We start from the raw sequence: 25,974 nt of genomic DNA, 5'->3' as shown, positions 1-25,974 counted from the left end.
CTCTTTAATTATTGCAATTGCAATTTTAGCCTTTAGCGGCAGAGGCTTTCGCTTACGAATAATACTAGGTCGTTTTTTCATGATCCGACACATTGAATTGATTAATTGTAGTTCTAACTGAGAAGATCGGTAGAATCGAATAAACTGCGAGGCTCAATATGGGCAGACTTTACGGGCAACTGCCTGATGGGACTTGGACTGGCGTAAGAGTTGATGCTAATGGTGCTTTTCAGCAACCCAGTAGCTCAACTCCTTTTATTGGCACTCCTGTTGAGCTGCTTAATGCCAACACTGGAGGGGCAAACAATAACCGCACCTTTACGGTCCCTGCCAACAAGATCTGGCAAGTGCAAGCTTTTCGCCTGAGCTATGTAAGTAGTGCCACTGCTGGGAATCGTGGGCTGAGACTTACTTACGAAACCAGTAGCGGTGTCGTTCTTTGCAGTCAACGCTCAGGCGTTAGTCAAGCGGCTTCTCAGACCCGTGAGTATGCCTTTGCAGCTGGTGCTCCCTATGAGTCTGCTTTTGGTGGCGTTAACAGCGATTATCTTCTGGTCCCGCTACCACCTTTATTTCTAAAGGCTGGGCAAATTATCAGATTTCGTGATCCCGCAAATATTAGTACCAGTGACAGTTTTACGGTCAATGGCACTGCTATTGAATGGAGCATTTAAGTGTGGTCGGACTAAGCCTAGGACATATACCAATTTCTGTAATATCACAGAAGCCGACTCTTTATATTCCAATAGATGTTGATGCCGCTAGCTATATTGCTCGTGTTGAAGCTGCTGACGGACAAAATCTTGAGAACATAGTTAGGCAGGCTTATGATAAGTTCTTCATTTCCCTGAAGGCATACAGTAATTTTTTAGCTCTGAAGTCAGCCTGCATTTTAGCTGGTGCGCGAACATTGGCAGGTTCCCTAGTGCCAATGACAGTTGCTATGCCGTCACCTACAAACTTTGGATTTGTTTCAGGTGATCGCAGTCGCTCAGGTGGCTTAAAGGGAAATGGCATCAGTAAATACGTTGAACTAAATCGTCAAAGTGACGCTGACCCTCAAAATAGCTACCATCAAGTTGCGTACATATCGCAGCTTGCTGCAACTGGAACAGGTGGCGAAAGAAGTGTAATTTGTGCAGGATGGGCCAACCCTACCAGCCATAACTTAGTTTTTTCCGGTGTATCTCAATTCAGAAGTCGTAGCACGGGTTCAACAGTAGGAGGCACCGGCCCTGGGGTTGGTTTTTATGGACATAGCCGAAGTAATGGGACTCAGCTTGATTACCTGGAAGCAACGGGTTCTGTTGTTACGGCTGCCTTAAATTCCACTACTGCTGCAAGTCGTCGGACGTTTTTGCTAGGCCGCAATAACGCTGATGCTGGCGATGGTGATCCAGTTTTATTTGGAACCAATCGCATTCTCTTTTATTCGGTTGGTGAAGCCGTTAATCTTGCCAACATGCGATCGTCCCTCAATACTCTCGCCGCAGACCTGGCTACGCTATGACCCCTGAACAGCTAGAGCTAAAGCAACTACTTGATGCCAATCCGATTGCCTGGGTCAGTCTGACTGCCGACCAGCAATCGCTATTGCGCGAAACCCTTCGGCCTGATGGCCCGTTCACATCTGAGCAGCAAGAGCTGCTACGCAATCACTGGCTGCCAGTGTCCGAAGATCAAGTAGCACAAATGAGAGCATTGCTATCAGGACCAATGAATATTGCTCCTATCACAGATATCAATGGAGAGCTGTGGCTAAGTGCTGACTTGTTGACAGATTGCATGGAAAGTACCGACAACTACTATGCAATTGCCTCTATCCTGGTGTTTCTTCCTATTACCTTAAAACCATCTACTGACTTCCCTTCGCCCGAGGAACTTTAATGGCTAAATCTCAGCTTCGCTCTACCACCATTCAAGGAATTATTACAACCGCTGCCGCAGCCTTGCTTCAATCTTCGGCACCATATTTGCCTGCAAGTGTTGCACAACAGGCCCAGGGTGCATCATGGTTCGGCCTGGTAGTAGGCCTGTTTGCGGCCTACAAGGGGCGGCTTAATCCCAACATTGAGCCAATCGGAAAGCTACCTACTTCCGGCTTACCTCCTGACCCACCAGACATGCCCCACCTTGCCCTTGCTACATTTCCTGTTGCCCCTGCATCAGTGCCAACAGCAAGTGCATCTTCTGAGCCATCCATTGAACAGATTAAAGCCTTGCCTAGCGCTGAATATGCCAATGGGCAATTGGATTTAGACATAGCTCAATTCAAGGGAAACTATCGCTTTGTTGCCCTAGAAACAACAAAATTGAAGACTAAACCAGTTGACGGTCTTTTTGTCCCAATCCCAAAAGGAACCGTTCTTTGGGTAGAAAAATTTCAGTGGTTTGTAGAGAATAATCAACACCTTCGAGTGAAGCTATCAACGGAAGTGAACGAAGGGTTATTCTGTGTCTACGAACCCCACTGGCGAATCGAAAACAGTCAAGGACTTGCTGAGGGGGTGAGTCGCACAAACCCCGAGCAACCTTGGTTTTAATTATGCAGCAAGCTATCCCTCTTATCCTGGTCTTACTGATTTTTTCCGTCCCGATGGGACTGATGACCATTTTTATGATCATGACGGCAAATCGCCTTTCAAATGCAATCGAAGAAGTTGCAAGTAAACGCGACACATTTCCTAATCGCCGTCAGGGTGGTGGGACTCATCTTCAAGAACCTCACCAGTCATTTACTGAAGAGGCCTAAAATCCAAAGGCCCCACCAAGATAGGCTGTCTCTCCGATTGAGGAGTAGACAGCCGTATCTTTAGGGCCTGGAATAGCCTCGATGAACGACGCTCCAGACCGTTCAAATTGGTATCGATCAAAGTCAACCCGGTGATAGTTCGGGACGGCAAGCAGCTTACAAAGACGATCAGTTTCTCTCAGATAGGCGTCATTCCATAGACGCATTGCCTCACCCAGGGCAAAGTAAACTTCGGTCCGGTTTACGTCCCCAGAGTACAGCCGTTTTTCATTGGCTGGCTCCTGAGTCATGTCCGTATTTTTCCAGATTGCATCGCATCGATCGAGCTGATCAATGACTCGATCTTTAGCGTAGTTACCTTCGATATTTGCGCAGGCCTCAAGCAGCCGAGAAACATCCTGGGCCGAAATAGTCACAATATTGACGATGCCAGTATGGAACTTGGCTCTGTCTGTATCGTGTTGAGAAAGAGCGACCATCTTAATACCCGTAGGTTGAATAACCATTTGCCCAGGGCGACCCTTGTACAAGGCCAGAGCCATCGTACAAATAACGATAGGAGCCTTGAGGTTCAATCATGTTAAGCGGATTGTTTTTGATGGCTTGGCCTGCGAATCTCAGCATGATCTACCCCGGTAAATTACTTTCAAATGCCTGCCGGAATGTTTCGGCCCGTTCATTCTTTTCTCGGCCTCTGTCGATTAGATGGCCTGCGATCGCAATCGTAGCGATAGGGTTTTTGGTTAGTGCGACACCACCAACCCCAACCCCACTTTGTAGAGAATCAAGCAAGCTCTGACCGGCATACTTACGATGAAGATCGCCGCCATTTGCTTCAGAGTAGGCAAGAGCATCGTCCAGGGTGGAGAAATACCCACTCTTGGCCAGTTGCAAGCCCTGCCGTTTCGCTTCTGCCAGTTCTTTGCGCTGGCCTCGAAGCATCCCCAGAATTGCCCCTGCAACAAGTAGATTGGTCCCAACCTGCACAATCTTACTCATAGGCCCTGCGCTTTCATGAACTCGTCTTTGAAGATCTGATTCCGACGATGCTTCTCCCACTGGAGATCACCAGCCTCGACCAGGCCAGCCACGGCAGCGATCGGGTTGAGCGACGGCAAGCCGGTGAATGCACCGTAGGCCAACGTCTTGCCAAAGTCGCCTGCTGTTTGGTCCCCGGCCAGGTTTTGCAGTTGGCTGCCACCTTGTCCACTATTGATGTACTGCATGGCCTGGTCAAGGCTGACCCCCGACTGGGCCATTTCCTGGGCCAGCTCACGGGCCTGCCCCTGCCTGACCTTATCTTTCCTGGCCACCCCGACGATCGCTGCCCCAACATCGGCAACATCACCGAGCAGGTTTAGGCCGGGAATAACATTGATTGCCCTACGAAGGGCTGTAGAGGCTTCAGCTGCATCGGCCAGTTTTGACCCGGCGAACTGTGTTCCGGGGATGGTCTTGGCCTCCCCTAGAAACCGCTGGGAACCCGGCAGGTTAATTCCTGCCCTGGCTCCCTCGTAGAAGCTCTCTGGTAGCTGCTGGCTGCCTGCACGGGCCGCATAGGCTTTGGCTCCGTCGATCATCTCCTGGCCAGCATCGGCAAAACCTGCCGGGGTTAGCATCCTCCAGGCCGCATACTGCATTCCAGAGTATTTTGGTTCGGCCTGCATCATAGCGGGATTTTTCCTTCTTCTGCGGTTAGTAAGTTTGGCCCCTTCATTCCCTTGATGAAGAATCGTTTTGTCTGAGCATAGGGAATAGACTTCACGTAGTCAGAAAATGCACCAGCGTATCTGAAGTAATTGGAGACGGTCGGAATCGGATTGCCTTGGTAGTAGTGGCGATAGAGCAACATACTTTTCGGCATCGAGTTCAAATTGAAATTGCCGGAAACTGTCTTATCCATCGCCACTATTCCTAAAACACGATCGACTCAGCATAGGCATCCCAGTTAATGCCTTTGATCGTCTTAATTTGATCGAGAGCAGTAAACTTGCCATCTGGCAAGCTGTCTCGCAAAGTAAGAATTCGGCCTGCTGTTATAGGCCCAATTCCCTGAATGACCGAATTGGCCAGGGCTTCTTTGGTCAAGCTTTTGTCGTTGATATAGACCTTGGCTGGGTCTTTCTTTTCCTCAACTACTACAGGTTCGTTGACGGGTTCAGGCTGGGCCTGGACTTCCTCCCTGACCGGCTTTGCAAACGGCAAAACCTGGGCCAGCTCATCTTTTTTGATTTCCTCCTCATCAGCTGTAAACGTTCTGGCGTAACCATCACCCTGAACAATTTCTTTCAGGGTGTAATATCTTCTCTTACCATCAGAAAATCCACCAATGATTTCACATTTCGCTTGGGTAGGAAGATGGGTACAAGTTGCCATAAACTACCTACCTACTTATAGCCGTTCGGGATTTCTTCTAGCGTGATGACATCATCCGAAACTGCATAGACAATTTCGGCGGGAATGCGGACAGTTCCCTTCGAGACAGATGGAGCCGCACCAGCGGCCCCTGACCCATCAGCAACCCGCAGTTTAATGGCCAGTGCACCAGTCGTTTTGGTTGGGCTGAATACGTCGAGCTTAGCGGTGCCCGCTGCAAACGTAGAGCTGGCCGCTACGATCGTTCCACCCTTGGTGTCGTCCAGGTCAGGGCCTAAAATCAACTCGTGAGAGTTAGTCCCACCGACCGTAACGGCCTCTCCGTCCGTGTTAGTCGAGGGGAGCCGGTACGCATAGCGCATCACATAGGAGCCGACAGGAATTGTCCAGCCCGAAGGAAACGTTTTGTTCGGGTCCGTGTTATTCACACTCGGAATGATGAGCGAGAACGTGGTATCAGTATTGCCGTTTTTGATTTCAAAATACCCGCAAATCCGATACCGGAGGAAAGGTGGAATTGCAAGGGCAACAGGATCATAAGAATCCTGGTTGTTGACGTAGTTGCCGGGGAAAATTTTTCTAGCCATGAATCGATCGATCCTTCTGTGGTGTTTAAGATTTTGGGGAGCCTACTAATCTAGCTTGCGAAGGTTCGTGCTACTTCAACAAAGTCGAGGTTTAGCGGCTCGAAACCAGCGTATAGCTGCCAAATGGCAATAACAAAACGGCTAAAGTCGTCATTGTTATTGAGTAGTACCTGAGCGTTGGGGCCACCTACCCCCATGCCTAGGGCCTGGGGACCGAAGAAGATACCAAGGTGAGCTTCATTGGTCTGAGCTGCATAACCGCTGCCAAAGTTGATTGGCACGATCGCAGTAGGCATATTGGTGCTTTCGAAGAACCGAACACCCTCAAACACGAAACCGGACGGCATGACCGGCTGGCCCTGGGGAGTGTTGTACTGCTGGTACTGACCACCCCCGTAAATTGCCAGGTTGGGCTGCATCCCAGGGAAGCCAGGATACCGGGCCACCTCGCGGAAATCAGGATCTTGCCGCAGGTGTTTCATAAACCGAGGATCGGCTAGGCACCGATAGTTACCGTCTTCAAAGGTCGGCACGTTTCGGGTGCGCAGACGCTCAACCAGGGTTAGCAAGTCCCGCTTGATGTCGAACTTGCCTTGCACTTCAGCGGTGGTATTGCTACCGTAGCCGGTGCTGTCAGCCTGCCCACCGGGGTTATAGGTGTTGGTGCTTTTCAGAGCTTCATTGATCCAAACCCGGTCCCTCCAACGCCGATAGTCATCAAGCAAGTTGAGCGAACCGATGGACTGGTGGAAGCCTGCTACCCCCATGTCCCACAACATACGTTGGGCACGGAGGATGGTGAGTTTGGGAATTTTGAACGTACTGGGAGCACTCGGATCATTCGGGTCTGCTGGACCTGAATATTCCTTCAGAGTGACCTGGACAATTTTCTTTGTAATTGCCCGAGCATTTGCCGTACCAATCGTTTCGGCAGCTTCACGCTCACGTTGTTCTTTTGTTCCCGGCTCACCCCAAAAAGCGTAGCGATCGAGCTGAATTGTTTCGCCAGGTGCTTTACTAAAGTCCCACACCACTAAGGGTGAAAAGCACATCTCTGCGATGTAACTTGGATGTGGCCGATAAAGCTCTGCCCCCAAGAGCTGAGGAAAGGCTGCATCAATAAACATACCTTGTCATGTCTCCAAAAGTTAAAACGATTGGGAGTCGCTACTATTGGGAGATATGAACCTACTGGCCAAAGTATAGCCAAAAACTATTAATTGCTATCAAATCTATTGGTTTGATAAAATTGTAATTATTTGCTTCAACCCAATGCCAGAATCAATTTTGGAAAAATCAAAGTCCAGTGTGTTTGCTGCTGAGCTTGCAAGGCTAAATGCCGCCATTTCTCGAATCAATGAGCAAATCGCGGATCTCAAGCAAAGCTATTTGGCCGATTTTCTTGCATATCAAGATCCGGTCGAGGCTACCGTAATGAAGGCCGGAGCACAGGTCTACGTAGAAGGCCTGATAGGTAATGTCCACCTACAGCCAAATGGCGACGTTTTTTATACCATCAAAAAGCCCAACTCTGCTGGAACCATTTCTTCGAACAGCCGTATTCTTGCCTCGCGGGTTCCAGCTGCAAAGGTCAGGAGAATATCTGCTTGCTCTGTTGTTCCAAAATCCTAGAATGTCTCTATAATTCTGGATGGGAGCCTACTACCCCCTTGGAAGCTTCGGCGGAAAAGGGGGACTCTAATTTTTGGGGCTATGGATAATTTCACTCTTAGTAGATACGCCTACCCAGCTTTGTCTGACCTGGCAACGGTTAGAGTTCCCATCGACAAAGCAGCCCAGGCGGAAGAGTGGATTCAGTCGCAGAACGCTCAAGTTTTACAATCCAAGCCGACCATCGAAAGCCGGATGAGGTTTGACCCTGCGATAAATGACAGGGTTGAACAACGAACCCCCGTCCAGGCGATCACGTTTCAGGATAATTCAACAAATACAGGCCTCATAGATCATCTTCTGGGGAGGCCGAACGTCGAAGAAGTCCTTTATCGTTATCGAGGAAAAGATGCGACTGAGCTTTCCCCAGTTGCCTATGACACTCTCAATCAGCTTAAATTTGATGCGGCCCCTCCTGACTATCTAACCAAATTAGGGTTACGTCTACCCCAGCACTTAGAAGATCCGTTTAATGGCGAATGGGAACGACTTGCCTACGACTCTTCGATCAACTCACCAGAGTATAATGCTCAGGGAAATTACGCATTCTCTCGGCTTCAAAACTTTGCTGAACAACAAGGCATTCCAGTTAAGCGCTTAGATCCTGAAGAATTTCTAAATGCTTACAATCGAGAATCAGCAAAGCAAATTGACCTAGAAAGGGCAAAGTATGTCAACGGATTTGCATCTATAACTGCCCCCAGCGGTCGAACCCGTGGCATCTATATTCAGAATAAGCCAGATACTCCCACGCTGAAATTTGCTGGCACTCTGGCTCATGAACTTGGCCATGCACTTAGTATGCCAGCTCACACCGTTGCAGGAACGTTTGGCAAGCAAGGTATCGTCAATTCAACCTCAGATCGAATCGCTGAAATCCATGCAGAGCCAATTGGCTACGGTTTGCTTCGCCAGGTTTTGCCTGATTCTGAAATGGCCAAAAAGGTTCACTATCTCAGGTCTTTGAACTTCCTAGGGGGCAATGTCCCCAATAGTTACAGTGGAAGCTACGGACCAACTGGCAATGTCATTGAGTACTTTAATTCACCTGATTTGCAAAATCAAATCAGGAATACTGTCAAATTTGCAGGTCAGCTTTTGGCATAAAATCAAAGCCATCTTTTGACACTATTAAAGCCGCCTCAGACGGTTTCAGGCCTGTCATTTCCTGATAGCTTTTGGTCCGTCTTTCCACTTCTTCTGCTTTGTCTATTGTCCAAAGCAAGTTTTCTCCGTGCTCAATCATGTAGCAAACACAATCTTTTCCGTCTATCACTTGACCTGTTGCTTTTGGGTATATGCCACCGTAATTAGTCTCAGTGGCATGAGCTGCCGAAAATGTAAGCAATAGTTCATCAACATCAACTGATATATGCATACAAAAAAGGGCCTATAAAAGGCCCTGGATTTCCTTCTCACTAATTATATTGTACTAGCTGTCTACTGCCAAAACGGCTCCGCGAAATGCTCCCGACCGTTCCAATTGGTCGATGATCTCATAGGCGTTTTGAGGGTTCTGGCTAAACACCTGGCCCAGGACTTGCAGGTCTCGGGGGGTCGCAGTTTGGCCCACCGGGGGAGCCGGGAAGTTTGGCCTTGCAACACCGATCGGATCTACCTGCCGAGCATAGGAGCTATCGAGGCCGGAACCGTCGGGCCGAACTCGGGGGTCCATAAACCCAGGCATCTGCGGCTGCTGCTGTTGCATCTGCATCTGCTGCTGGTACTGGGCCTGCTGAGCCATCTGGTCCCGTTGTGCCCGTGCTGCTCGTGCCTCTTCGATCGGATAGGGGCCATTAGGACCGAAGAACTCTAGCGTGTACTGAGAGAGTCGGTCAGGGTTTGTCATCAGGCCTCGAATAGCCGTGATTTCATTGTTGGCCTGGTCGAGGGCAACAGCTGTTTTGACTAGGGCGTGTTCCACTTCAACGGCAAACTGGTTTACTCCATCAATGGTGTAGCCAGCTGCCTGTAGCTCGGCTGCCGAGGGGTAATCAGCGCTTGTTCTTTGCACCCCGCTTAGAGGCAGGCTTGATTGCCCCGGCTGCTGCTGCGAAGGTTGGGAAGAGTTGGGCGAGTAACCCTGGCTGCCTTGCCAGGTCTGATTCCCCATAGACGGGCTGCTGATTGGCACTCCAAGGCTGCTGCTGCTGAATTGCGGCAAGCCTTGCTGACTCTGACTGTACGGTTGCCCCTGGGCTTGGGATTGGCCGGACGAACTCTGGAAGGGGAGCCGTACCGGGCTGGCCAGCAGGTCCAACGTTTTGTTGAGAGCCTGCGCCAAAAAGTTCCCATCGTTGCCCTGGCCCTGGGGCTGCACCTGGGGCTGCTGATTGTAGTTGCCCATTTGCTGGAACGGCATTGGGGAACCCGGCTGGCCCATAGAGGGTTGGGTCGAGTAACCCGGAGGCATAGCCTGGGGAACCTGGGGCGACGCCTGCGGCCCCTGTGGGAACATTTGGACTACGTTGCTGGTCGGCTGGGCCTGCCATTGGTGCCCCTGGAGGGAGGGCTGGGGCATTAATGCTGCCCCACCCTGCGTAGGGTACTGCATAGGGTAATTGCCCTGCTGGCCCTGGGGATAGCCAACCGGCCCCTGTCCCTGCGCCTGAATCGGAGGGGATGCCACTGGTTGCGCCGAAGGGACTTGGCTCGGGATCGTATACGATTCGGTCATTAGTCTGGCCTCTACTTAGTTCCGTCAACATTTTCTGAAAGAGAATAAAAACCATCTGATCCACGAATTGCCCGTATCTGGCGACCAGTGGCATTGCTGGATTTAGTGGGTCCGGTGTTTGTGATAACTGTCCAATTAAACCAATCGAACTTTGAACTATTCCAAGTGTATTAGATATGCGCCGGAAAGGCACACCACCCAACATTTTGTCAATCTCTTTTTCGGTTTTATCCGGGAAAAGGATTTGCATTTGCGAGATGGTATCAAAACCTTCCTCAGCCAGATTTCTGGCCAGGATCGATTTTTGCTGAAGGTCGATTGGGCCATCTTCAAAGACTGGCCCCTTATACCTCCAGAGCACGGCCCTGTCTCCGCGAGGCCGCAAACCGACCAGGCCTGGTGGTTCAGGGTTTGGCTTTATTTCTTTGCCCTTCGGGTCTTGCCCTCCGTCCAGATAGAAGTTGATGAACTGACCACTTATTGGCCCATTCTTTTCAACATCCCAGCCAATCGCTGCCTCAAAACTGCGTTCATACAAAAACTCCTCGGCGGCGATCGCTAGCTTGAATAGCTCACACAGGCCATAGTCGTAAAGCGCAATGCTTTTTCGGTCGGCTGTAGATGCGGCCCGTCCATAGAGACTCTTGATCTCAAAGGCCGTTGCCCCCGAGCTGATGCCCAGCTCATCCACCCCGCCCATTGCAGTACGGATCATTTCCGAGAACTGCATGGCCCAGCGGTTCTGGTCCCCAGAAATGGCATTTGGCTGAATAAAGCCAAACCGTTCATCAGCCTCGACGTTGCCTATTACCTTACGGATCTTGCTGCCAGAGGCCTCTAAGGAACTGGGATCATATTTGTAGGTTGAGGCAACGTGCTGGTTTGTGAAAGCAGCGCCACTTGATACAGTGCGTGGCACTCTATTGTCCATGACCGACTCGGTTACCTCTTGGTGGCTACGGGTTGTCACCAGGCTTGGATTACCGAAAAACTCAATGTTCTTGTTGATGGCCCCTGCCATTTTGTCATGGGCCTCAATCTGGCCCCCCAGCCAGTCAAAGTCATTTGTCCCACGCTGGCCTAGGGCCGTTGGGTTATTGTCTATGATCACGCACGGAATGATGCCCAGCGTATTTTTGCAAACGTTTTCATTCCCTACAACACCGTGAATATCAAGTAGACCGGGATTATTTTCAAACTCGCTTTGCCTAATTTCATCGGTTGTTATAGTCAGCCTGACCCACTTCTCTTGCTCAAGGTTGGTCAGATTTGACTGAACCTTGTAGGAATAAGTAATTACAACTTTTTCTAATTCTCGGCCACCTTCTTTGTAGTACGGAAAGAACTGATCTTTTTTATACCAGTGAATATCGTAGGTATTGCCCTGGGGCCTTAAATAAAAGAGGATCGCCCCTGTCCCTACAAACAATTCCCAGATTGATTGCAGGTATAGATCGATCCGATTCCGCTTGATCAGGCCATTGATAAAGTTCTGCCGTTCATCGTCTACGTCGATTTGAGGGTAAAACTCAACCCCTTTTCTAATACCAAAAAGGACCATCTGGGCCAGATGGTTTGAGACGATCATCGTTTCAGAGGTATTACCACCGTCTTTTGTTAAGGCGGCTTCAACGATTTCTTTAATTGATTTGGGCATAGTCAAATTCAGGCTGATATGGAATCAATTGTAATTGGCTTTCCAGATCTTGTGCCTGCTTTTTAGTTACCTTCCCTCCAACCAAGCCACCCAAAATAGATCCGCCGAGGCCCATCCCAGCCGACAAAATATCGCCAACTGCCCCGGCCTTCCCACTACCTGTAAGGCCAAAAACGCTGGACAGGCCTTGCCCAGCAAAGTTGCCGCCCAGGCCGCCAATGCCGCCAAGGATGGCTGTATTTTTGATCTGGGCCTGTGTCTCAGGATCGGCATCTCTGCCATACATCAAAATGTCATAGCCTGAGTCTGTCCCAGCGATCAGGGAACCGATTGCGGTACGTTTCAGAAAATCAGGATTCATTTCGCTTTTTCCCTAGATGAAAGATTCTTGGCATCTCGTATGGAGGTACATAGGCGAGGCCCCACACCTGAGCCATCAGCACGAACCTTGCTATGAGTCGTTCTGAAAATAGCCTAAGCCTTTCTGCGTCGTTCAAAAGCCGATTCCAGGCATAACCATTAAGGCCCGTGTCGAGCCGAATGATTTTAACTCGCAGGTCCAAAGGATATTCACCAATTGGGATCGCCTCAACAGGCCAAGGTAGTTGATGCTGAACAGCCTCATAGAACATGCGATCCATGATAGCTGGCTTTGTTATTGGCCCCTTCCACTCGAACTGATACCAGGCCTCGTTATACCGTAGCGGGTCCGTCACTTTGTAGGCGATAATCTCTGCCTGCTGTTCCACTGATCGGAGCCTCCTGACTCATTTGACTTTTTGCCATCCACCGATTTTTCTGATAGACCTTGAGCAACCTGGTCAACAGGTCCAACGACACAAAATCGTTTTGGTCCTGGCAGATTTTTGCGCAGGTATTGCAGATATCAATCACCTTTTCCAGGTTATTGATGAACAATGGAATCGCTATGTCCTTCTCGCACGGAAGAGGAATGTCGATGACCGATGACCACTGAGCAATTTCGCTCAAGCTACCCAGTGGATAGCTGTCGAGCTGCCGAATCCTTTCAGCCGTTTCATCTTTCAATTCGGCAAGGGATTCGTAGATGCCCTGAGTCCACTGGTGAACGGCCAGGAACGGGCAATCTTTCAGATTCCAGTGAATCGAGTAGGCCAAAAATTCCATCTTCCACAGATCAGCAAAAACCTGTCTCAGGCAATCCGCAATGTCGTAGACCATCACATGAACATCATCTCAGGGGGCATTCCAGTGGCTCCCATGTTGGCCGGGTTCAGCTGAGCCGTAGCCTCCATTTGCTGACGAGCCTTAGATTTTGCAAGTTCGTCCAAAATCGACTGTGCGCCCAGGGTGGCCCCTATGCCCATGGCCATCCCGCCAGGAGTAGACATCAGCGCACTGCCTGCAAAGTTTGCTGCACTGCCAAGTGCTGGGCCAGCAAAGGCTGGTTTGACATGCCCTTCTGCCATCATGGCCAGCAGTGTTTTATCAGCAAGTGCTGTCCCTCCTAACCCTCTCATGCCTTCTGGTGGGGCCTTGCTAGCGATCGAATACAAACCATCGAGCATTCTTTTTCCGCCGATCATTCCTCTTGTTCTCCAGTAGTGATAGGCCTGTACTTAACCATTCCTCTGACCAGATGCACAAAGGCATCTTCTAAATCATCGTTGTCGGTAGCACCGTGATTTGTTAGTTCAGTGACCAACCGGCTCATGTCTCGATACTCATTAAATTTTATAAGACCATCCTGAAAAACACCCGTAACTGATTTCAATCGTAGATCTTTGTCACCCTTTACCTTGACTCCCTTACAACTCAAATTCCACAACTTGTACTTTCCTTCAATGATTCGCTTCCAGTCATATTGAAAGCTGACCTGGTACTGAACAGCTTCAGCAAAGACAGTTAGGCCTTTGTTTTCATTTGGCTGATAGGGATACTCTTCGCTATCTGTCTCGAAGATGATTCCCCATTCAACGCACAGCTCAAGAATTTTATCGATCTTGTCGAGGTTTCCTGGCCATCTGCCGCGCACCGCTTCGAGGATGGTTAGCCTATCCCTCACTTTCCGCCTGCGTTCTTCCATGGTGCGCTCTAGGCTGCCGAGGACCATGGCGGTGAAGTCGTTTCGCTCACGGGCTGCACCGGACAGGTCCAGGCCAAGGCCATACTTGAACGGGTCTTTGGGAATGACCGAGGTGTAGACGATCCAATCTGGATTGATGGCAATGTTCGACAAGTGAACGACCACGTTCTGATACTGGAAGGAGAACGAAACCGGGTCCTTCTCCCGCATCTCGTAAAGACCCTCGATTTCGTCTCCGAATTCATTAACGATCTGGGACCGATAGGGAAACCGTTCTTCCCAGTAGCTTGACTCCTGCCCGTCTTCGTCGGTAATAATGGCCTGCTGCTCGATGATATTCCAACCGTTTTCCTTGTTAAAGTCGGTGGCATGAATATCATCCGGCCTGAATCTGGTTCCGATTGACAGCATTCGACCACCAGGGACCAAGGTAGGTTTGGCTGCATCTCGCCAGTTATTAGAAATTTTCTCCCGAATGTCTGGATTTTCGATTGACTCACGGTTTTTGATCGGATCATCTACGACGATGAGCCACGATCGTTTGGAGACAATACCCCCGTCGATCCCAACCGCATACAGGGTATAGTCTTGTTCAAGATTTGATACCCCAGCAAAGGCTTTATCAATTTCCCACTCTGACTGATTCCATCGCTTTTTGTTGGGTCGTATCCACGGGAAAACCTCTTGATACTTGGGGCTTTCAATGATTCGCTGAATAACCCTTGAGCGGGAACAGGCAATGTCTGACTTGTAGGACAAGTAGATGATCGGAATTGCCGGATTGTGTCCAATGGTCCAGGCCAAAAAGTACGCTACCCGAGTAGACTTGGCCGATCCTCGCGGAGCAAGGATCGATTCATTTGGCCCAGCAATTTTCTTGAGCAACACATTATCTCGGCCAGTGGCCCAGGCCTCTGACCACCGTTTCATGTGGCAATGAGCGACCTTGTGCCCGCTCACATACTCAATGAATTTGTCTAGATCTTCTCTTGCGTCGAGCGCTTCTTGACTTGTAAATAGCCCTTTCGATCGTTCAGCATAGTGACGAGCCTTGAAATTATGAACTCGCCAACTGCGAACGGGCATTAGTCTTTCATTTCAACAACAGGTAGTTTATACCAAGCTTCCTTGGGTGCGGATACATCCCCACTTTTGTAAGCTTCGTAACTAATAATTTGGTCAATTATATCGTCACGAACCAACATTTTTCCTGTTTCCAAGTCAAACATTTTTGGGTCAGCGCAATACCTTACAGAGCAAAAGATCCATCCATTTTCTAGCTGAACTGCGCCAATAACGGCTCTTTCGAAGACTATTGCAAAGTACCAATTCCCGGCATTTATGAGTGCTCTAATTCTGTCGTTCAAGATAATTTTCCTCTTGTAGGGCCACTTAAACGGCCCCATATATTTCGGATTCAATTTGCTCCAAGGCCCCAATGCAGGCCTCTTTAATAGCAGATTCTCCAGCCTGATCTTTGAACTGATTTAGGAGAAGATCGATGACCCGTTGCGCTCCAGACATTTCTGCATCACGCATAGACGACATGCGCTTTGCTTTATTCAAGTCTTTGTAGAGAATTGAGATAGTTTTCTGGAAAGAAGCGACTTGCTGTAAAACAACAGCTGGGTCAATTTCGTTGACCCCTTCAAGCCGAAGTCGTTCAACCAGGGTCATGCAAAGTGTAACCGATTGGGCCAGAGAAGATTCAATTACCTGGTCATAATCAAGACCAACGTAGGCCGACGTAAGCTCATTGAGCACTACGGCTTGTTCACCTGTTGGATAGTTTTTTCTTACCCAGTTTGTGACACTTGCAATTGAAGGTACAAACGGCTTCCATGTTTCAGGGAAATGGCTGGCGTATTGGTCTTGTGCTTCCTTCAGCCAGCCCTGTAAATCCCTGGAATGCTGATTAAATCGAGCATACCTTTTGAACTCGGCCTCAACATCTTCTGGCAGTAACTCAAGAATCTTGTCAACGTCAAGCTTGCGCAACCTTTCGGTACGCTTCCTGTTGTCGTTAGTTCTTTTGTGCGTTCCTGCCATTAGAAGTTTTTGTAGGCGTTAACTGCTCGGCTTGAGTTGCGGTTTTGTTCGTCTATCTTAGCCCGTTCATCCTCTAAAAACATTCTTTTTTCTTGGCCGAATTGCTCTTGCTGCATCTCCTTTTCTTTAGCAATTTGGTCGCCCTGAAGCTGGCGATCCTGGCCAAATTGTTGGGCTGACTCTTGCGAACGATACATGGACGATTTGCCCATCAAATCACTGTTGATGTTCAGCCAGTCTGCGGCCTGCTCTTTAGCCATCTGCCGCATGTTGGCAAACTGCTGGTTCATGTAGTCCATGTCGCCTGCATTAGCAGCCTGCTGCATGGCCAGGTTGCCTTCATTCGTTGCCTTGATCATCGACTCGTAACTTGAGGTGCCACCCGAGCCAAACTGCTCAAGCATCTTTTTGTAAAGATCTTCCATACCCCCGGTATTGGGGGTGAAAGTTTGAATCAAGCTGCTGCTCATGTCAGGTTAGCTCCAGTATTTGTACTGCGTAGGGTTGGTGTAGCTAGACGAAAGGTTACTGTAGGCACCTAGCAAATCGCCTCGACGCTGAGTGTCATTGCTCCACTTGGCCTTGGTCAGGTCAGCGAAGATAGACCGCTCTTGATTGCCCTGCTCTCCCTTGGCGATCGCAAGCTGAGCCATCAGCCCACGCATATTGTCAAAGCTTTGCATTCCAGCAGTATTCATTCGGGCGTTGTAGTCGAGCTGATTGGCAAACCTCTGGGTTTGGTTTTGATAGTCCGTCTGCCGCTCTTGTGCACGGCTCTGCCGTACTCCTTCGTTGAAGCTTTGCACACCCATGGTGTAGTCGTTATAGGCAGCCCTACGCGCATCGTTGCGGTCCATCGCCTGATTGTTCATGGCGTCTCGGCGCATGGTGGCCTGGTCGGCCCGGTTGTCTAACCGGGCTTGGTTCATACGCTGGTCAGCCCAATGGTCAACCTCGTTTCGCAGGTTGTACTCATTGTCTATGCCAGAGCTTGATCGCTGGCCATAGATGCCAGCATTAGCCGATCGCCCACCATTGACGGTACGGCTTACCTCTACCCCACCCTGAAATACGCTTCTAGTCGACGTAGCCATTTACCTACCCCATCTTGTAGAAATTCGCCCAGTTTGCACCTTGCTGAGCCATTGAGTTAAGCAAGGTGTTGGCCATGCTTGCCCGATTATTTTCTCGGGTCATGGCCAGTTGCGCATCGTTTTGTTGATGAGCAATGTCCCGACTAATCGGCCTGCTACGGATAGCATTTTGATAGGCCAGGTCAGATTCAAACTTAGAGTTCTGCATCGACAATTGAGCCGTTAGGCCCATCTGCCGTGCTAGGCCTGGGTCCATTCCTTCGTTTCGTAGGCCCATGTCTTGCAGTGCAGAATCACTCAGAGCTGAGGATTGACCAGCCTGTTGATTTACCAGGCTGTTAACGTTCCCCATATAGTCGTTGGTGTCCAGACCGGCATGGGCATTGAGCAATTGATTGGCCTGGGCCTGCCGACTATTGCCGCCGATTTTTGCCCCACGGGTATCTAAGCTCACCCCCAGCTGGTCCGCATTATTCAACAGCTGCTCGGCCTGGGATAAGTTAGCCGTTCCCTCGGACACACCTTTTAGGATGCTGTCAAGTTGACTTTGCATCCCTTTAGTTGCGTTCTGAGAGTTATAGGCATTATTCATCCGGTCTTGATGATTCTGGTTGGCACCAGCCTGAATCTGCCACAAATTGTTCGCAGCAGAGAAAGGATTCATCAGCGACATTGGGTGAAAATTTTCTCTTACCGAGTTGCTGTAATCCTGATAGTTAGGCAGCATTTGTCCTGTCTCCTAAAATGTTGATTCCTTGAGCAATTGCCCCGCCCAGGCCTAAAGCACCGATCAAAGCACCCGCAAACCTGACAGGTTTTAAGGATTGACCCTGAGCCGCTTTCATGACCAGATCATCTACCAAATGATAGCCGCTCCCCAGAAACCTAGCGCCTGGTCGAGCATCCATCGTATAGATTGAGTTGCCTGCTAAAGTGCTTGGACTAAATCCAAGCTCGGCCAACCTTTCGACCCCCTTGCTGCCACCAAAAACGCCTGCCGCTTCCGGCGTTGCCATATACAATCGTGCCCCCTCTGGAGACATCTGGTAGCCGGTCCAGTTAGTTCTAGCAGCTCCTATATCATCAACAATTTCCCTTGGCCTCTCTGGTGGAAGATAGTCTTTGTCAAAGTTTCCATCTCGAATTAACTTATTTCTTCTGGCATCAACGGCCCCCCCGGTCAACGGCTTTCCGTCGGCACCAATAAACGCATCTTCCGAAAATCTGGGATTATATGGTCGTTCGGTAGAACCATCGACCGTAAAAACAGTTTGCCCGTAGTTTTCTGGGCGATCGCTCACGGAGATGCCAACCCTAGGCCCCTCGTAAATCACACTGCCTGGGACAGCATGGCCCCTAACAATCCACTCCTTGGCAAACGCATTACCTAGGTTTGGCATGGCGGCATTAATGGCAGGGAAGGACGCCCCAGCGGCCAATGCTCCGACGCTGGTTGCATTAGCTCTGAGGCTTTCCCGCCTAGCCTCTTCCGCATCTTTTTCCTTTCTCCTAAGCTGAAGAATCAAGGTAGCGGCATCTGGATTTTCCCTGACCAGGTTTTGCCATTCTGAACTAGAAAAACTTCCGGCAGGCCTAACCTCTCCGGTTATAGGATCAATTAGCTGCATTTTGCCCTCATCCGTAAAGTCTTTCGATTACTGAATTTATCCGCTCTATTTCTTTGCGCTCTTGTTCAATGCGGAAGTTTTCATAGTTTAGTGCACCGCTTTTTTCTGGAGGAATGCCAGAAGCAAACCGGACAAATTCTTCAGGTGTTCGGCCTGTGCCATCTAGGTCTAAGCCGTACTGAACTGCTGAATTATCGACCTGATTTTGATAGCCAGAGCTGGGCGGCGGTTCCCGGTAAGTTCCTCCACCCTGGGCGATCACTTCATCGACAGAGTATCTATGCCCCGGCTTTACTCCCCCTACAGCATCATCAAGATTCAGGTTGATCTGACCTACCTTGGCTCCCTGGTTTTTCAGGTATCGCCCGCCATACTTCAGGCCAGCTGCCCCAACAGCAGTAGCGACAACAGCTTTAAGTGGAACCCGATACCCCAAAAACTCAACCTCGCCTATTGGGTCGTTAGGAGTCTCTGTGGTCCCGTGGATTACCCCCAGCTCGGTTGGAACGTCAATCGCTATTTGTTTTGCAATCGGCCCGAGCACCGCCCCTGCCACCATCCCCCGCAGGCTAGGCTTGGTCAGCTTGCCATCGATCAGCCCACCCGCAATTGCACCGATGGGAGCACTGACGCTGATCGGTAAATCCTCAACCCCAAAAAATTGTCTGTCTCGCTTTGCGGCCTTGAATCGAGCATATTCCTCCGGGGTTACGTCCGGTCGTTCCTGGAGGAACTGATCCTCTGGCAGCACGTTCCCGGTTCGGTTCAGGAAGTATCGAGCCGCCAGCTCTGCAACTGGGTTAGCGCTTTTGGTCCGGTCAACGTAAATTTCCGTTTCTCCGGTGGCAGGGTTAACCTGCTCGATTTCCTTTGGAAATAGCGTTGAGTACCCCTTGGGTCTGCCCGCTTCATCCAAGTTGGTAAAGTCAATGTTCCCGGTGGCCACCTCCATGAGGCCGGTCAGCGCAGCACCGCCGAGCAAAGCCCCACCCATGCCGTACCCTTCCGACTTCATAATCTTCTGGCCAGCCAGGCCGGAGACAGCCTGGGCCGCATTCAGCAACCACCACTTGGACCGACTTGCATCTGACAGGTAATCAGCCAGTGTTTTGCCAGCAATGTTTTTGGCCCGTTCCGCCTGAAATTCCTGGCTTGCTCTGCTGGCTCTCTCTAAGGCCTCTGCATGTCCCGGAGTCCCCTTTAACCCATCTGCATACCGTTGTAACTTTGCCGCTTCCTCACGCTTAATTTTGAGCGGATCTGTTATAACTGGTCGCCTTGATTGGTCAAGAGCTTCTTGCACAACAGACCTACCAAAGTTCTGTTGCGCTACGTTCCATACATCGGCCCCTACCTTCTGAGCTTTACCCCAAAGATCGGATGCCCCACCCCCTAAACCGTTGATCATAGGTTAAGAATTTTTGCTAGCTCTAGGCGCTTCATCAGCTCTAGAAGCTTCATTCCAGCGTAGCGTTTCTCCATGCTGATACCCTACAAAACTTCTACAACCTAGTTTATCCAACGGATCATAAAAAAATACCCCTTTTTGCCCACGGCAAGAGATATCGAGATCCCTTCTCTCCTCTCACCCCCAAATTGCCTCAACCCTCGAATCTATAGGTAAAATTCTTTTATTTGTTGTCCCAGTGGAAAACCAATCTAACGAATATAACGAACGGATTTTGATCCGTATCGGTGCTGCTTACGCAGAACGAATTTTGGACTCACGCAATTATCCTGTTGATCGCGTCTGGACCATAGGCAGGGCGCTGCCTACTGATTTGGACAAACGACAGACTCACATCCAGATTCGAGATCCCTACGTCTCCAAGCTACACGCCCTCCTTCGTTACAACGAAGAGGATTTAGTTTGGGAAATCAAACACATGGGACGACAATCAAAAACAGCCTTCAACAAAAAAATATTGAAGCCTGGCTCTTGGTATCCCATCATTGAAGACTCGATCGCTTATTTCGGTAGAAGAGACGAAAAAACTCAAATCATCTTTACCTATCAAATTGACATAACCCTTCACCCTTCTGAAGACGATCAGTTAGACACGGTTCCATTGATCGAACCTTCACGGCCAAAAGAGTCGCAGGAAGAACAGCAAGCTGTTGTCCAGGTAGCTTCGGCCCCTGCACCCGCTGCAACCTCAGAGATTTGGTATGTCCATCTCATCCATGTTTTGGTTGACTTTTTTCAAGACACGACCATTGTAAGGTTGCTGATATTCCTTCTCTTTCTCCTAGCGGCCTTTGCCCTGGTCATTCTTTTTAAGACTTAGGCTTTCCTCTAAGTCTGCCGTACAATATGCCTAGTGGAGGCTCCCCGAACTCTACTTCTTGGGTAACATGGCGCTTCAAAAAATTACTAACCTGACCGCTTTTCTAGACGGTCAATCGGGGTCACTGGCTCAAAAACTGGCTGCTGCTGGCGATGCCCGAGTTGGACGGGTCCAGCGAATCGAAGCAAAGCCCTATAGGCAGCGCACCAGCCAGGAGAATGCTTTTCTAAATTCCTTGCAGGCTGACTATGACGGGCCGACCGGCTCCCCCGCCCCTGCGGCAAGGGCCAGCTACCCGAGTCAAGGTTCCTATGCCACAGAGCTTTATCCATCTCGGCTAAGCGTTCCCGGCTCGGATGAAACGGTCTACCGTCCAGAGATGCCCTGGGGGTCGCTGGGCAGTACTGCACCCGATGGTTCTCCTGTAGCGGGCGGCTTTCAGAAAGAGTTTCCAGGCCTCTACGATCGCATTGTTGGGGCCAACCCAGGCGCTGCAACCTCTGCCAAATACAACATGCCCTATAACCTGGGCGTTGACTCGGTAACTGGGGCACGGACCAATGTTGACTTTACCCAGGGAGGTTTGGCTGGTCGTGCTGCTGCTGACTATCTAGGTGGTGCCTCCGGTGCCCCCGGCCTCATCGACAAGATGGGCGGGCCGCAGGCGATCGCTGGCGGCTATAGCCCCGGTGTCGATGTTAGTCAAACGCTTACTGATGTCTACGGCAACATTGCCAGCGGCAGACAATACCCGGTCTTTCCCACATCTTCCCCCTATGCCTGGACAAATCCGGGAACCGTGCAGGATGTGCCGAACCGATTTATGTACCAGGGGACCGACCCGGACGGCAACGTGTTTACGGGTGCCGGTGGGTCAACTCTCGTAGATGCGTCTGAAGTTCCTCGCTTGGTCGGCATGGATGAGGGTATTCATTCCGCCGCGACTCGTACCTTGGTCCCTCGCACCTACTCAGAAGCGATCGATACCCGAGATAGGGTATCAGGCTGGCAACCAGGCAAGACCAGCGACGATCTAGACAGCCGCAGCTATCCGGCTCCGACCAGCGGCAATCCGGTCCTTTCTTTGACCGGGAACGCTTACGACGCTGCATTTACCCGAGGGGCAGAGACTACCCCATTCCTCGCCGCCCGAGGCCAGCAGGCCCAGGCCGAATCCCTGGCCAACATGCACCTACAACGGAGCATCAGGGATGATGCGCTGGCCAGCAATGACGCTGCTGCCCGTGCTCGGATTGCTGCCAGCTCTCAGCCTGTGACCACTGACCTAAATCTGAACACGACCTATGTGGTGCCCGAGGCCCGAGAGGCCGAGTATGGGTTTATCTCCGGCTCAAGGCAACCTAACTACAGCCTTACTGCCACTGACGAAAGCAACCGAGTCATCCCCGGCCTTGGCTTTCTCGACAACGGTCAGCGTAGCGGAGGCAGCGTTAGGCCTGCCGTTCGTGGTCCCGGCCAGTACGGTCTGAACCAGAACGCTTATGTTGCGACTCGCTCAGACATTTACAGCCCATTTACTTCGCTAGAGCCTAAGCCCGCTTGGATGTCGATCGATGCGCCTTCGCCTGACCAGCCTACTCGGCTGCCGACTCCGTTCAGCTCGGAGAACCCCCGCTACTTCGCAGACGATCCAACCTTCCCCGGCGATGCCCTCTATGATGCCCCGGCCCTGATTCGCAAAAAACTAGCCTTTGAAGAAGGCAACGTTACCCGAGCACTGGATCAATATGATGCAGCTGGTGGCGATGCGGCCTATGAGGCGATCAGCAATCTTGCACTGCAACGGCAGCAGCAAGGTCTACCTGTTGACTACCTGCAAGGCCAGTTGGACGATTTGATGTCCAAGAAGATTCAGGCCCGTGTTGGCCAAGAGCGGGTCATTTCGCTCATGAATAGCCAGCAGGCATTGCAGGGCAACATTCAAAGAGCCTTTGACGAAATGGGTGAGATGCCCGACTTCCTAACGACCAAGACTCGTCAGGGGTCCAATGTCGTCACCGAGGATCTGCCGCTCGAAGAGGTCTTACGACGGAACCAACAGAATCCTGTACGTCAGGTATTGTCCCTGCCCCAGTCTGCCCCGTCGGCCCGGTCCGTCCGGGTTAATGGCCAGGATGTACCGATCGAAGCGTTGCAGAAGCAAGGCTATCGCCTCTATGGCTCTCCTGATAGCTCCAGCATCATCACAAAGCACATGGATGAAGATGCTGGCGTACTGTCTGCCCCCCCCGATAGTCCAGCTTGGCGCAGCACTGAGCCAGTCTTCAGGGCATTGCACCAGGTCGACCCCACCGTTAAGCACAATCAGGTCAGGACCGGGGTTCAATACCTGACCGATAGCCGAGGCAATGTGCAGATCATCAACCCCGGTACGGTTGTGCAGGGTGCTGGTGGCGGTGCCATGACTGCCCAGCCCTACGATTTTGTCAGCGTCGGCTCTGGCTCTGCCCCGTCTCGGTACAGAGAACTGCGTCACACCAACGCAGAAGACAAACTTGCCGCAGCCCGTGCCGAAATCGAGCAGGCCAGGGCCGAAGGTTGGAACGTCAACACCTCTCCTGACTATGCAGCTGTCCAAGTTCCTCTTGATGAGCTGGGTCAGCTCAATGCTCAGCGGCGGCAGCGGGGTCTACATGCCCTGAACCTGACCGAAGTAAACGCGATGGGTGGTCTGCCCACTGCTCGACGTCAGTTTAACCGCCAAACCGGGCAGCTCGACTCTTTATCTCAGGCAGAAGCCGACTGGCTGGGGCAGCCCAGCATCACACTGCAAGAGGTTCGTGCCCAGATGGCCCGTGACATGGCGGCATCTCGCCAGGTTGCCCCTGCAAGCTCTGCCCAGGCTGGCCAAATCCAGGCCCTCGCCTCTCAGGTGCTCCAGTCACCTACCGTTTTTCGGCAAGCTCCAGTTCCTAGAGAGGAAATTGTAGGGGGAGTCCGCGGAATGGGCGGGCAAAGCCTGATTGCAAACCTCAATGCTCAGGCGACCAACATGGCCGGGGTGCCTACGGCTAATATTCCGGTCCCCAGGGTCGTTACTCCGGCCTCTGGGTCGGCCCTCAGCCCCGCTCAGCGGCAATGGGCGCAGGACTCTAATGCTCAGATCGTCCGAAACCAGGCGATCGCTGATGAAGTGGCCCAGGCCAGACGGCAGGTTGGCTCTATGATCATCCCGCAGGGTGGTCCGTCCGGCCCGGTCGTTCAGCGTACCCAGGCCCAGCCTGCTAATCCGTTCCCTGAAGCCACTGGTAACGGTGTCTATTCCGTCTCCTACTTGCCGCCCGGAGTTAAACAGCTGCCTCAAGACCCTAGACAACGAGCCATCATGCTCAATCAGGGCACAACTCTTAAAAGCCGAGAGCTAAACCATAATCCACAGTTTCGTTCTGAACATGTTGGCCGACTCCAAGGCCAGCTCGAAGGCCTCAGAAATGCTTATCGTCAGGCGCAAGCTGTTGGAGACAATGCTGCACTTCAAGAAATTGCAAGGCGTGGAAAGAAAGTCAACGAGGAAATTCAGTTTTACTCCTAACAATGTCCTGAAAAATTCCTGAAACCTGTTGATGCTTTTCCCATCTTGAAGTTATAATCGTCTCAACCGGAGAGACAATGCCTTTGGAAAGGCAACTCCGGCCCTCAACTCACAGAATGCCGTCGATCTTTCTCCCTGTAGGTCGGCGGCATTTCTGTTTGTTAATCTAATTTTTTCAGTAGATTACAATCTTTTCCCATTCTCCTCTTCACCTATTCCCTCTTTTCGGTTTTCTAGTTAAAACTGTCAAAACGAAATGGCAATTTGGGGGTGAGAGGAGAGAAGGGATCTCGATATCTCTTGCCGTGGGCAAAAAGGGGTATTTTTTTATGATCCCCGATGCCCACGGGTTAGCGATCGCATGTCGAGCATAGGGAGACTGCGACGGGTCATCGCTGGCCAGGTGGCGATCGCCGCATGGACCAGGCCGCTAACCTCTGTCTGACGCAGGCCGACCGGGCTGCGGTGTGAGCGTTCCGATCGCATGGTAGACCCACAGCAGAGTACCGTTCCCCTTGCTAGGGGCTAGGGGTAGTGGCTCCCCTTGAGGGGGCCGGGGGGGTGGAGTCCCATGAGTGGGGCTGGGGCTGACCAGTTCCCTGGGACCAGGGCTAGGGTGCGAGGCCCCTTGCTAGGGGTGGGGGTAGTCTCTCCCCTGGTAGGGGCTGGGGGTTGACCTGACCCCAAGACTGGGGGCCGGGGCTGACCCCTAGCGATTCCCCTCTGGGGACGCTATACGATCGCATGGCTGGCTACGCTGGCCCACTGCCGATCGCACTATCCCTATCCCTCTCGCCCCTCCGGGGACGACGAGGGTTCTTCACTGGGTGTTGTCATCCTCTATCTATCATGTTCGACTATCACGTTATCCACGCCGAATCGACTGGTTGCTTTGAAACCTACTGCACCACCAACCGTCAGGTTGCACTGGCCGCTATGGCCGATGGTGCCGAGGTTCAAGTCTCTATGCGCCAGCCTATCGTTCGGCCTGTTCCATCCGACTATGACCTTATCGCCTTCTAGCGACTCGCCTTACCCTCTCCCCTCTCCGAGGGGATGAGGGTTCTTTTGGCGATCGCAATCTATATCTCTCATTGCCATGATTACTCAGTGCCTACTGGCTGTTCTCTATTCCCTGACTGTCGGCGGTGCCATGCTCGGCATCGTTTACCGATTCACTACCGACTAAGCCCTATGACCCTCCCGCCCCTCCGGGGACGGTGAGGGTTCTTTTGGCGATCGCAATCTCTACTTGCAATTGCCATGAAACTCATTATCGCCTTTATTGTCCCTCTGTTTATCTTCCTGTGCGCCGCTGCCTCTCATGCTTCCGGCAAGGGCATCGTTGCCCTGCCTGGTTATAGCGAAGCGGTTGTTCTCTGCGGAGAAGCCACGGTCATCAACCCTGGCCATGAGGCTGACCCCGAGGTAGCCGAGCTATTAGCGCTGGCTGCCGAGGTTTGCGCCGCCTACTCGAACTAACTGACTCCGACTAGACCTTTACCCTCTGGCCCCTCCGGGGACCAGGGGGTTCTTTTGGCGATCGCAACCTTCACTTGTTGCGAATAACACACCTA

The 25,974-nt window shown here is 51.2% G+C and carries 33 protein-coding genes; 11 read left to right on the top strand and 22 right to left on the bottom strand.

Annotated features, from left to right (window positions below):
- Window positions 1–158: 158 nt before the first annotated feature.
- Genes LEPTO7104_RS40990 through LEPTO7104_RS0131795 form a run of 5 tightly spaced genes read left to right on the top strand, consistent with a single transcriptional unit; the run spans window position 159 to window position 2,752 of the window.
- A complete protein-coding gene (locus LEPTO7104_RS40990; protein WP_155524062.1) occupies window positions 159–674 on the top strand; it encodes a hypothetical protein in 516 nt (171 codons plus the stop codon).
- The gene (locus LEPTO7104_RS40985) at window positions 662–1,510 is read left to right on the top strand and encodes a hypothetical protein (RefSeq protein ID WP_155524061.1); all 849 of its coding nucleotides are present in this window, start codon (window positions 662–664) and stop codon (window positions 1,508–1,510) included. The genes LEPTO7104_RS40990 and LEPTO7104_RS40985 overlap by 13 nt, the downstream gene beginning before the upstream one ends.
- Entirely contained in the window at window positions 1,507–1,887 is a 381-nt protein-coding gene (locus LEPTO7104_RS0131800) for a hypothetical protein (protein WP_017302612.1), read from the top strand. The genes LEPTO7104_RS40985 and LEPTO7104_RS0131800 overlap by 4 nt, the downstream gene beginning before the upstream one ends.
- Window positions 1,887–2,543, top strand: a complete 657-nt coding sequence (locus LEPTO7104_RS40980) for a hypothetical protein (protein ID WP_155524060.1) — start codon at window positions 1,887–1,889, stop codon at window positions 2,541–2,543. Before LEPTO7104_RS0131800 ends, LEPTO7104_RS40980 begins: the two co-directional genes overlap by 1 nt.
- Window positions 2,544–2,545: 2 nt before the next feature.
- A complete protein-coding gene (locus LEPTO7104_RS0131795) occupies window positions 2,546–2,752 on the top strand; it encodes a hypothetical protein (RefSeq protein WP_017302611.1) in 207 nt (68 codons plus the stop codon).
- Here LEPTO7104_RS0131795 and LEPTO7104_RS0131790 read toward each other — a convergent pair.
- From LEPTO7104_RS0131790 to LEPTO7104_RS0131760, 7 genes are all read right to left on the bottom strand, one after another.
- The gene (locus tag LEPTO7104_RS0131790; RefSeq protein WP_017302610.1) at window positions 2,749–3,258 is read right to left on the bottom strand and encodes a hypothetical protein; all 510 of its coding nucleotides are present in this window, start codon (window positions 3,256–3,258) and stop codon (window positions 2,749–2,751) included. The genes LEPTO7104_RS0131795 and LEPTO7104_RS0131790 overlap by 4 nt on opposite strands.
- 121 nt (window positions 3,259–3,379) lie before the next feature.
- Window positions 3,380–3,751: a hypothetical protein gene (locus tag LEPTO7104_RS0131785; protein ID WP_017302609.1), complete on the bottom strand. Its 372-nt coding sequence runs from the start codon at window positions 3,749–3,751 to the stop codon at window positions 3,380–3,382.
- Window positions 3,748–4,422, bottom strand: a complete 675-nt coding sequence (locus LEPTO7104_RS0131780) for a hypothetical protein (RefSeq protein WP_017302608.1) — start codon at window positions 4,420–4,422, stop codon at window positions 3,748–3,750. The genes LEPTO7104_RS0131785 and LEPTO7104_RS0131780 overlap by 4 nt, the downstream gene beginning before the upstream one ends.
- Window positions 4,419–4,655 (bottom strand): hypothetical protein, encoded by a 237-nt coding sequence (locus LEPTO7104_RS0131775; protein ID WP_017302607.1) that lies wholly within the window; start codon window positions 4,653–4,655, stop codon window positions 4,419–4,421. Before LEPTO7104_RS0131775 ends, LEPTO7104_RS0131780 begins: the two co-directional genes overlap by 4 nt.
- 11 nt (window positions 4,656–4,666) lie before the next feature.
- On the bottom strand, window positions 4,667–5,128 hold the full coding sequence (locus LEPTO7104_RS0131770) for a ComEA family DNA-binding protein (protein WP_017302606.1): 462 nt from the start codon (window positions 5,126–5,128) through the stop codon (window positions 4,667–4,669).
- Window positions 5,129–5,139: 11 nt separating this feature from the next.
- The gene (locus LEPTO7104_RS0131765) at window positions 5,140–5,715 is read right to left on the bottom strand and encodes a hypothetical protein (protein ID WP_017302605.1); all 576 of its coding nucleotides are present in this window, start codon (window positions 5,713–5,715) and stop codon (window positions 5,140–5,142) included.
- 50 nt (window positions 5,716–5,765) lie between these two features.
- On the bottom strand, window positions 5,766–6,842 hold the full coding sequence (locus LEPTO7104_RS0131760; protein ID WP_017302604.1) for a hypothetical protein: 1,077 nt from the start codon (window positions 6,840–6,842) through the stop codon (window positions 5,766–5,768).
- Between the two features lie 145 nt (window positions 6,843–6,987).
- Here LEPTO7104_RS0131760 and LEPTO7104_RS40975 point away from each other — a divergent pair, with 145 nt between their 5' ends.
- Window positions 6,988–7,347, top strand: a complete 360-nt coding sequence (locus LEPTO7104_RS40975; protein WP_155524058.1) for a hypothetical protein — start codon at window positions 6,988–6,990, stop codon at window positions 7,345–7,347.
- 81 nt (window positions 7,348–7,428) lie between these two features.
- Complete coding sequence (locus LEPTO7104_RS0131750; RefSeq protein WP_017302602.1) at window positions 7,429–8,493, top strand: hypothetical protein; 1,065 nt, start codon at window positions 7,429–7,431, stop codon at window positions 8,491–8,493.
- Here the strand turns inward: LEPTO7104_RS0131750 and LEPTO7104_RS40970 are convergent.
- The 14 genes from LEPTO7104_RS40970 to LEPTO7104_RS0131680 all read right to left on the bottom strand — a co-directional run bounded on the left by LEPTO7104_RS40970 (window position 8,465) and on the right by LEPTO7104_RS0131680 (window position 19,964).
- Window positions 8,465–8,764 carry a hypothetical protein gene (locus LEPTO7104_RS40970; protein ID WP_155524057.1) on the bottom strand — a complete coding sequence of 100 codons (300 nt, stop codon included), beginning with the start codon at window positions 8,762–8,764 and terminating at the stop codon, window positions 8,465–8,467. The two genes, LEPTO7104_RS0131750 and LEPTO7104_RS40970, sit on opposite strands and share 29 nt — an antisense overlap.
- Window positions 8,765–8,818: 54 nt before the next feature.
- Window positions 8,819–9,400 carry a hypothetical protein gene (locus LEPTO7104_RS0131745; RefSeq protein WP_017302601.1) on the bottom strand — a complete coding sequence of 194 codons (582 nt, stop codon included), beginning with the start codon at window positions 9,398–9,400 and terminating at the stop codon, window positions 8,819–8,821.
- A complete protein-coding gene (locus tag LEPTO7104_RS0131740; RefSeq protein ID WP_017302600.1) occupies window positions 9,381–11,720 on the bottom strand; it encodes a phage portal protein in 2,340 nt (779 codons plus the stop codon). Before LEPTO7104_RS0131740 ends, LEPTO7104_RS0131745 begins: the two co-directional genes overlap by 20 nt.
- Complete coding sequence (locus LEPTO7104_RS0131735) at window positions 11,704–12,081, bottom strand: hypothetical protein (RefSeq protein WP_017302599.1); 378 nt, start codon at window positions 12,079–12,081, stop codon at window positions 11,704–11,706. The genes LEPTO7104_RS0131740 and LEPTO7104_RS0131735 overlap by 17 nt, the downstream gene beginning before the upstream one ends.
- Before the next feature lie 332 nt (window positions 12,082–12,413).
- Window positions 12,414–12,920: a ferritin-like domain-containing protein gene (locus tag LEPTO7104_RS0131725; protein ID WP_017302597.1), complete on the bottom strand. Its 507-nt coding sequence runs from the start codon at window positions 12,918–12,920 to the stop codon at window positions 12,414–12,416.
- The gene (locus LEPTO7104_RS0131720) at window positions 12,920–13,285 is read right to left on the bottom strand and encodes a hypothetical protein (protein ID WP_017302596.1); all 366 of its coding nucleotides are present in this window, start codon (window positions 13,283–13,285) and stop codon (window positions 12,920–12,922) included. Before LEPTO7104_RS0131720 ends, LEPTO7104_RS0131725 begins: the two co-directional genes overlap by 1 nt.
- A complete protein-coding gene (locus LEPTO7104_RS0131715) occupies window positions 13,282–14,871 on the bottom strand; it encodes a hypothetical protein (protein WP_017302595.1) in 1,590 nt (529 codons plus the stop codon). Before LEPTO7104_RS0131715 ends, LEPTO7104_RS0131720 begins: the two co-directional genes overlap by 4 nt.
- Window positions 14,871–15,152 (bottom strand): hypothetical protein, encoded by a 282-nt coding sequence (locus LEPTO7104_RS0131710; RefSeq protein WP_155524056.1) that lies wholly within the window; start codon window positions 15,150–15,152, stop codon window positions 14,871–14,873. Before LEPTO7104_RS0131710 ends, LEPTO7104_RS0131715 begins: the two co-directional genes overlap by 1 nt.
- A gap of 25 nt (window positions 15,153–15,177) precedes the next feature.
- Window positions 15,178–15,834: a hypothetical protein gene (locus LEPTO7104_RS0131705; RefSeq protein ID WP_017302593.1), complete on the bottom strand. Its 657-nt coding sequence runs from the start codon at window positions 15,832–15,834 to the stop codon at window positions 15,178–15,180.
- A complete protein-coding gene (locus LEPTO7104_RS0131700; RefSeq protein ID WP_017302592.1) occupies window positions 15,834–16,304 on the bottom strand; it encodes a hypothetical protein in 471 nt (156 codons plus the stop codon). Before LEPTO7104_RS0131700 ends, LEPTO7104_RS0131705 begins: the two co-directional genes overlap by 1 nt.
- Before the next feature lie 6 nt (window positions 16,305–16,310).
- Window positions 16,311–16,928: a hypothetical protein gene (locus LEPTO7104_RS0131695; protein ID WP_017302591.1), complete on the bottom strand. Its 618-nt coding sequence runs from the start codon at window positions 16,926–16,928 to the stop codon at window positions 16,311–16,313.
- A 4-nt stretch (window positions 16,929–16,932) separates the two neighbouring features.
- Window positions 16,933–17,655, bottom strand: coding sequence for a hypothetical protein (locus LEPTO7104_RS0131690; protein ID WP_017302590.1), 723 nt, complete (start codon window positions 17,653–17,655; stop codon window positions 16,933–16,935).
- A complete protein-coding gene (locus tag LEPTO7104_RS0131685) occupies window positions 17,645–18,556 on the bottom strand; it encodes a hypothetical protein (RefSeq protein ID WP_017302589.1) in 912 nt (303 codons plus the stop codon). Before LEPTO7104_RS0131685 ends, LEPTO7104_RS0131690 begins: the two co-directional genes overlap by 11 nt.
- A 7-nt stretch (window positions 18,557–18,563) precedes the next feature.
- Window positions 18,564–19,964 carry a hypothetical protein gene (locus tag LEPTO7104_RS0131680; RefSeq protein ID WP_017302588.1) on the bottom strand — a complete coding sequence of 467 codons (1,401 nt, stop codon included), beginning with the start codon at window positions 19,962–19,964 and terminating at the stop codon, window positions 18,564–18,566.
- A gap of 238 nt (window positions 19,965–20,202) precedes the next feature.
- Here LEPTO7104_RS0131680 and LEPTO7104_RS0131675 point away from each other — a divergent pair, with 238 nt between their 5' ends.
- Together LEPTO7104_RS0131675 and LEPTO7104_RS0131670 are read left to right on the top strand one after the other, a co-directional pair.
- The gene (locus LEPTO7104_RS0131675) at window positions 20,203–20,844 is read left to right on the top strand and encodes an FHA domain-containing protein (protein WP_196358216.1); all 642 of its coding nucleotides are present in this window, start codon (window positions 20,203–20,205) and stop codon (window positions 20,842–20,844) included.
- Window positions 20,845–20,911: 67 nt separating this feature from the next.
- Window positions 20,912–24,397, top strand: a complete 3,486-nt coding sequence (locus LEPTO7104_RS0131670; protein WP_017302586.1) for a hypothetical protein — start codon at window positions 20,912–20,914, stop codon at window positions 24,395–24,397.
- Between the two features lie 327 nt (window positions 24,398–24,724).
- Here the strand turns inward: LEPTO7104_RS0131670 and LEPTO7104_RS40965 are convergent, their stop codons facing one another.
- A complete protein-coding gene (locus tag LEPTO7104_RS40965; protein WP_155524055.1) occupies window positions 24,725–24,883 on the bottom strand; it encodes a hypothetical protein in 159 nt (52 codons plus the stop codon).
- Window positions 24,884–25,246: 363 nt separating this feature from the next.
- Between LEPTO7104_RS40965 and LEPTO7104_RS40960 the strand changes: the two genes are divergently transcribed.
- The gene (locus LEPTO7104_RS40960; protein WP_155524054.1) at window positions 25,247–25,420 is read left to right on the top strand and encodes a hypothetical protein; all 174 of its coding nucleotides are present in this window, start codon (window positions 25,247–25,249) and stop codon (window positions 25,418–25,420) included.
- A gap of 240 nt (window positions 25,421–25,660) precedes the next feature.
- On the top strand, window positions 25,661–25,879 hold the full coding sequence (locus LEPTO7104_RS0131660; protein ID WP_017302585.1) for a hypothetical protein: 219 nt from the start codon (window positions 25,661–25,663) through the stop codon (window positions 25,877–25,879).
- Window positions 25,880–25,974 lie beyond the last annotated feature (95 nt).

Origin of the sequence: Nodosilinea nodulosa PCC 7104, from assembly GCF_000309385.1 — a bacterium.
GTDB lineage: Bacteria > Cyanobacteriota > Cyanobacteriia > Phormidesmidales > Phormidesmidaceae > Nodosilinea > Nodosilinea nodulosa.
Note: the sequence above shows the minus strand (reverse complement) of the source record. Positions and strands in the feature narration are given on the sequence as shown.